This is a genomic window from Immundisolibacter sp. (assembly GCF_028696615.1).
Classification (GTDB): domain Bacteria; phylum Pseudomonadota; class Gammaproteobacteria; order Immundisolibacterales; family Immundisolibacteraceae; genus Immundisolibacter.
The window spans coordinates 1-5851 of the sequence record NZ_JAQVGQ010000171.1 but is presented as its reverse complement, the minus strand read 5'-3'; the positions used below and the strand labels follow the sequence as shown (position 1 = coordinate 5851).

Below are 5851 nucleotides of genomic sequence, written 5' to 3'. Positions count from 1 at the left end.
GGCTTCGTCGACCACCAGCCAGCCGCCCGGCGGCAGGCGCGCGTGCAGCGCCAGCAGCTCCTGCGGCGCAAAGCGCGCGCCGGTCGGGTTGTTGGGGCTGGCGAGCACGACGACGTCGGCGTCGCGTGTATCGAGTAAAGCCGCGGCCTGCAGCTCGCGCACGGCGTGACCGGCTTGCCGCCAGGCGTGGGCGTGCTCGGCATACATCGGTGCGAGCAGCGCCACGCGGCTGGGTGCACGCAGGCGTGGCAGGGCCTGGATGGCGGCCTGCGAGCCCGCCACCGGCAGCAGGGTTTCGCAGCCGAAGTAAGCGGCGGCGGCGTCGACGAGGCCGTCGTCGTCCTGCGGCAGGCGCTGCCAGACCGCCGCCGGCACGCCCGGCAGGCGGTAGCCGCGCGGGTTGATGCCGGTCGACAGGTCCAGCCAGTCGCCGGGCGCAATGCCGTAGCGGCGGGCGGCGGCGAGCAGGCCGCCGCCGTGGGGCAAGGCGCTCATGGTGCGAGCAGGCCGAGCGCGAGCAGCACGGCCAGCCACAGCGCGAGCGAGCGCCCGACCAGCGCCCGCGCCCGGCCGATGTCCGCCGCCGTGGCCGGCTGGCCTGCGCCGAGCAGCGGGCGGTTCTCGACGGCGCCGTGGTAGCGCGCCGGGCCGCCGAGCCGCACGCGAAGCGCGCCGGCGCCGGCGGCCATCACAGGTCCGGCGTTGGGGCTCTTCCAGGCGCCGGCCTGCGTGCGCCAGCAGGCGAGCGCGCGGCGCGCGTCGCCGCACAGCGCATAGGCGAGCGCCGTCGCTCGCGCCGGGGCCAGGTTCAGCAGGTCATCGAGTCGCGCCGCCGCCCAGCCGAAGTGCAAAAAGCGCTCATTCCGGTAGCCCCACATCGCATCCAGCGTATTGGCGAGGCGGTAGGCGAGCGCCCCGGGCGCCCCCAGGACGGCAAACCAGAACAGCGCGCCGAACACGGCGTCGTTGCCGTTCTCGAGCACCGACTCGACCGCGGCGGCGGCGACTGCGGCCTCGTCGAGCGCCGCACAGTCGCGGCTCACCATGCGCGAGACCGCCGCGCGCGCGGCGGGCAGATCGCCGGCCATGAGCGGTGCCTGCACGGCGGCGGCGTGTTCGCCGAGGCTGCGCCAGCCGAGCGTGAAATACAGCACCAGCGCGTCGAACAGCGGATGGCGTGGCACGGCCGCGAGCAGCAGCGTCGGCAGCCCGATGAGCGCCAGCAGCGCGCCGATGCCCATGAGACGGCGTGGCAGGTCGCCGCTTGATGGCCGGTTGAGCGCGGCTTCCAGGCCCCCGGCGAGCCGCCCGAAGCCGATCAGCGGATGTGCGCGCGGCACCTCACCGCACAGCCGGTCGAGCGCCACGCCGAGCGCCGCCGTGGCGGCGCGCAGCAGCAGCGTGCTCATGGAAACGCCACCGGCCGCAGTGGCCAGTGGTGCCAGGCGAGCGCGATCGCCAGCCAGCGTTTCATGGGCCAAGCGCCGCGCAGGCGGCGATGCGCGCGTGCAGTTGCTTGAGCCCATCGGTCAGTGCCGCCGGCCCCGGCTGCAGGATGTCGCAGGATTTGATCTCGAACACCTGCCCGCGGCGCACGGCCGGGATGGCATCCCAGCCCGGCCGGGCGGCCAGGCTGTCCGGCCGAAAGCGCTTGCCGCACCACGAGCCGATGATGAGCTCGGGCGCCCGGCGCACCACCTCGGCCGGGTCGGCGATCACCCGCTCGCGCGCGGCGGCGCGGCCGGCGAGTTCGGGAAAGCAGTCCTCGCCGCCGGCGAGCGTGATCAGCTCCGACACCCAGCCGATGCCGCTGATCAGCGGCGCGTCCCATTCCTCGAAGTACACGCATGGCCGGCGCGGCAGCCGGGCGGCGGCCTGCGCGACGGCCCCCATGCCGGCTTCGAGTTCCGCGACCAAGGCGGCGGCTCGGTCCGGCGCGCCAACGAGCGCGCCCACCGTCTCGATCATGGCGAGGATGCCGGCCAGCGTGCGCTGGTTGAACACGTGCACGGCAAGGCCCGCGCGGATGAGCGCGGCGGCGATGTCGGCCTGCAGATCGCTGAAACCGAGCACCAGATCGGGTTCGAGCGCGAGGATCTTGTCGATCCTGGCGCTGGTGAAGGCGGCCACCTTGGGCTTCTCGCGCCGCGCCCGGGCCGGACGCACGGTAAAGCCGCTGATGCCGACGATGCGGTCCTGCTCGCCGAGCAGGTACAGCGTCTCGCAGGTCTCCTCGGTGAGGCACACGATGCGCCGGGGCAGGCGGCAGGTCACGGCGCGGGCCACCGCTCGTCGTGCAGCAGCTCGGCGAGCGGCCGCGCCTGCCGCCAGCCGGCAAGTTCCAGCAGCGGGCGTTCGTAGAACGCCGCCACCGGGCCCAGGCACAGGATGGCGATGGGCAGCGCGCCGTGCGGCAGTTCGAGCAATTCGGCGAGCGCGCCCGGCTCGAACAGCGACACCCAGCCAAGGCCGAGATTCTCCGCCCGCGCCGCCAGCCACAGGTTCTGGATGGCGCAGGCGGCGGACGCCAGCGCCATCTCGCGCGGCAGCGTGCGCCGGCCGAACAGCGTGCCGTCGTCCGGCGCCAAGGCCACCACCAGCAGCTCGGCGCACTCGCGCACGCCTTCCACCTTGAGCGCCAGAAATTCCGCCCCGCGCGGGCCAAGCGCCTGCGCGGTGGCCTGCCGCTCGTGCTCGACGAGCTCGGCAATCGCCGCGCGGCGGGCGGCGTCGCGCACGCGGATGAAGCGCCAGGGCTGCATGAGGCCGACGCTCGGCGCCGCGTGAGCGGCTTCGAGCAGGCGCCGGAGCACCGCCTCGTCCACCGCGCCCGGCACGAAGTGCCGCACGTCGCGCCGGGCGTGGATGGCGCGGTAAACGGCCTCGCGCGCGGCCGGGTCGAAAACCAGCTCGCTCATGGCGCCAGCAGCGCCGCCACGGCGGCCGGATGGCTCGGAAAGTAGGCGTGCACGTAGCTGGCGGTGAGGCGCCCGGCCCGGTACACGGCCTCGCCGGGCCGCCCGTCCGGCGTGCTGGCATAAAGCGCCGGCGTGAGCGGCGTGTCCAGGCGCGAGTAGTGAAATGTGTGCCCGCGCAGATCGCCTTGCGGCAGCGCCAGTGCCTGCCCGCCGAGCGCGGCCAGGCGCGTTTGCATCACGGCGTGGCCCGGCAGCAGACCGGCCATGCGCTGCGCGGCGCCGCTGGCGTCGGTCAGCGTGTCGAACAGCACCAGCATGCCGCCGCACTCGGCGAGGATGGGCCGCCCGGCGGCGTGGTGGGCGCGCAGGGAGTCGAAAAACGCCTGCCGTTGCGTGAGCTGCGCCGCGTGCAGCTCGGGATAGCCGCCCGGCAGCCACAGCGCGTCCGCCTCGGGTACCGGCTCGCCGGCGAGCGGCGAGAAGAACCTGACCTCCGCCCCCAGCGCCGCGAGCGTGTCGAGGTTGGCGGGATAGATGAAGCCAAACGCCGCATCGCGCGCCACGGCGATGCGCGCGCCATCGAGCAGGCGCGGCACAGGCGCGGCGTGCGGGGCGGTGAACGCCACCGCCGGTGGCAGCGTGTCGGCGGCCGCCGGCAGCGCCGCCGCGAGCCGGGCGAGTCGCGCGTCCAGATCCGCGATCTCGGCCGCCTGCGTGAGACCCAGATGCCGCTGCGGCAGGCTCGCCGCAGATTCGCGCGCCAGCGCCCCGTACCAGGCCATGCCGTCCGGCAGGCTCGCCTCGAGCAGCCCGGCGTGGTGGGCGCTGCCGACGCCGTTGGCGAGTACGCCGGTGAGCTTAAGGCCCGGCCGGTAGGTGGCCAGACCCAGTGCCAGCGCGCCGAACGTCTGCGCCATGGCGCCGGCGTCGATCACCGCCAGCACCGGCAGATCGAAGGCAAGCGCGATGTCGGCACTCGACGGCGTGCCGTCGTAAAGCCCCATCACGCCCTCGACCAGGATCAGGTCCGCCTGTTGCGCGGCGGCGTGCAGGCGCCCGGCGCCGTCGTCCGCGCCGCACATCCACAGATCGAGATTCTGGACCGGCGCGCCGCTGGCGACCTCGAGAATCTGCGGGTCCAGAAAATCCGGCCCGCACTTGAACACCCGCACCCGCCGCCCGGCATCCCGGTGCCGGCGGGCCAGCGCTGCGGTGACGGTGGTCTTGCCCTGGCCGGAAGCGGTGGCCGCCACCAGCAGGGCGGGGCAGGGGTGATTCACCAGTCGATACCCGGCTGGGCGCGCACCCCGGCCCGAAACGCGTGCTTGAGGTCGCCGATGTCGCTCACCGTGTCGGCGGCCTCGACGAGCGCCCGTGGTGCCGCCCGGCCGGTGACGATGACGTGCTGCATGCGCGGGCGGGCGGCGATTGCCTCGAGCGCCCGGTCGAGATCGAGATAGCCGTAGTTGAACAGGTAGGTGATTTCGTCCAGTACCACGACATCGACCGCCGGATCGGCCAGTGCCCGGGCGGCGTGCGCCCAGCCGGCCTCGGCGGCGGCGATGTCGCGGGCGCGGTCCTGCGTCTCCCAGGTGAAGCCCTCGCCGCACACCTGCCAGGCGACGCCCGGCTGGCGGCGAAAGAACGCCTCCTCGCCGGTGTCGCTGCGGCCCTTGATGAACTGCACCACCTGTACGGCAAGCCCGTGCCCGAGCGCCCGCGCCACCATGCCGAAGGCCGAGCTCGACTTGCCCTTGCCGGGGCCGGTCAGCACCAGCAGCAGGCCGCGGTCCTGATCGGCGGCGGCAATCGCCGCATCGACCCGCGCCTTGCGCCGGGCCATGCGCGAGCGGTGGCGCAGGGCGCGGTCGTCGGTCATCCGTGGGCGTGGCCGGCGCGGCGGTTGGCGAGTGCCACGAACGCCGCATAGACGATCACCGCGGCGGTCAGGTACAGCGCCATGCCTTCCAGCGCCAGCGGGAAGTAACGCGCAAGACGCGCGCCGAACTCGGCCAGCGTCGGCTCGGCAAAGCGGCCGGAGAAAAAGAAAAACGCGCCGCTCGACAGTAGCTCGCAGGCCGTGGTGCCGACCAGCGCTGCGGCGACAAAGCGCGGCAGGCTGGTCAGCGTCGCCTGGTGGCCACGGGCATACCAGCGGCCGGCGGCATACAGCGCGCCATAAGCCGGGATCAGCGCCACGTAGGCCGGGCTCACGCAAAACGCGCTCACGCCGCCGAAGGTGATGGCGACGTAATCCACCGCGCCAGCGAGACCCAGCAGCGCCGCCAGCGGCCGCCAGCCGGGCAGCAGCGTGCCGGCCAGGAAGAACGCCGCCCAGGAGGCATCCGGCAGGTGCACGGCGCTGGCGAAGTGGTGGCTGCGCGTCAGCAGCATCAGCGCGGCGAGCGCAAGGCCGACCGGCAGCGGGCGCGACAGGGGCAATTTGTTCATCGGGTGGTTCTCCGTCGGGATTGGAACAGGCGGCCGCCGCACGGCGGGCGGCCGATTATGAGGTGCCTGGCAGGTCGTTGAAAAAGGGCTTCCTGCTCTTTTTTCAACTCGGCCGTCGTGGCGCCTGTCCGCGACGGCCTGCGCCGATCGAGCATTTGACGCGCTCGATCGGCGCGCAAGCCATCCCTGGCTTGGCCTGGACCGTTCGTCACAGCCTCAGTGCGCTGCACTGGCCGGCGTGTAGCGCACGGTCAGCATGCCGTTGCGCCCGTCCTGCTCGAACAGCCGCGCGGTCTGGTAGCCCTTGTCGAGGGCGTTGGCGAGCTTGCCCTCCAGCGTCCAGTCGCGCGTGAGCGCGTAGGCCAGGCGCAGGTCCACGGTCACGTAGCCGCCCAACCGGTGGCGGTTGGCCAGATCGTCGTAGCGCTTGCCCTCGCCGTACAGGCTGGTGCCCAGGCGCCAGCGGCCGAAGCGGCGGTCGG

At 73.5% G+C, this 5851-nt stretch carries 8 protein-coding genes; all 8 read right to left on the bottom strand.

The genetic code is table 11. The annotated features are described in order from the left end of the window. Positions 1–495, bottom strand: a 495-nt coding sequence (locus tag PHC73_RS10685) for an aminotransferase class I/II-fold pyridoxal phosphate-dependent enzyme (RefSeq protein WP_300127821.1), incomplete at its 3' end; no start/stop codon positions are given. Continuing rightward, positions 492–1409: an adenosylcobinamide-phosphate synthase CbiB gene (gene cbiB / locus PHC73_RS10680; protein ID WP_300127819.1), complete on the bottom strand. Its 918-nt coding sequence runs from the start codon at positions 1407–1409 to the stop codon at positions 492–494. The genes cbiB and PHC73_RS10685, both read right to left, overlap by 4 nt. A 61-nt stretch (positions 1410–1470) precedes the next feature. Next, positions 1471–2274: a cobalamin-binding protein gene (locus tag PHC73_RS10675; protein ID WP_300127816.1), complete on the bottom strand. Its 804-nt coding sequence runs from the start codon at positions 2272–2274 to the stop codon at positions 1471–1473. Further along, complete coding sequence (bluB, locus tag PHC73_RS10670) at positions 2271–2918, bottom strand: 5,6-dimethylbenzimidazole synthase (RefSeq protein ID WP_300127813.1); 648 nt, start codon at positions 2916–2918, stop codon at positions 2271–2273. The genes PHC73_RS10675 and bluB overlap by 4 nt, the downstream gene beginning before the upstream one ends. Continuing rightward, positions 2915–4198: a cobyrinate a,c-diamide synthase gene (locus PHC73_RS10665; RefSeq protein WP_300127810.1), complete on the bottom strand. Its 1284-nt coding sequence runs from the start codon at positions 4196–4198 to the stop codon at positions 2915–2917. The genes bluB and PHC73_RS10665 overlap by 4 nt, the downstream gene beginning before the upstream one ends. Next, positions 4195–4797, bottom strand: coding sequence for a cob(I)yrinic acid a,c-diamide adenosyltransferase (gene cobO / locus PHC73_RS10660; RefSeq protein ID WP_300127807.1), 603 nt, complete (start codon positions 4795–4797; stop codon positions 4195–4197). The genes PHC73_RS10665 and cobO overlap by 4 nt, the downstream gene beginning before the upstream one ends. After that, entirely contained in the window at positions 4794–5369 is a 576-nt protein-coding gene (locus PHC73_RS10655; RefSeq protein ID WP_300127804.1) for a hypothetical protein, read from the bottom strand. The genes cobO and PHC73_RS10655 overlap by 4 nt, the downstream gene beginning before the upstream one ends. Before the next feature lie 216 nt (positions 5370–5585). Beyond that, positions 5586–5851: TonB-dependent receptor (locus tag PHC73_RS10650; RefSeq protein WP_300127801.1), on the bottom strand; the 266-nt coding region annotated here is incomplete at its 5' end.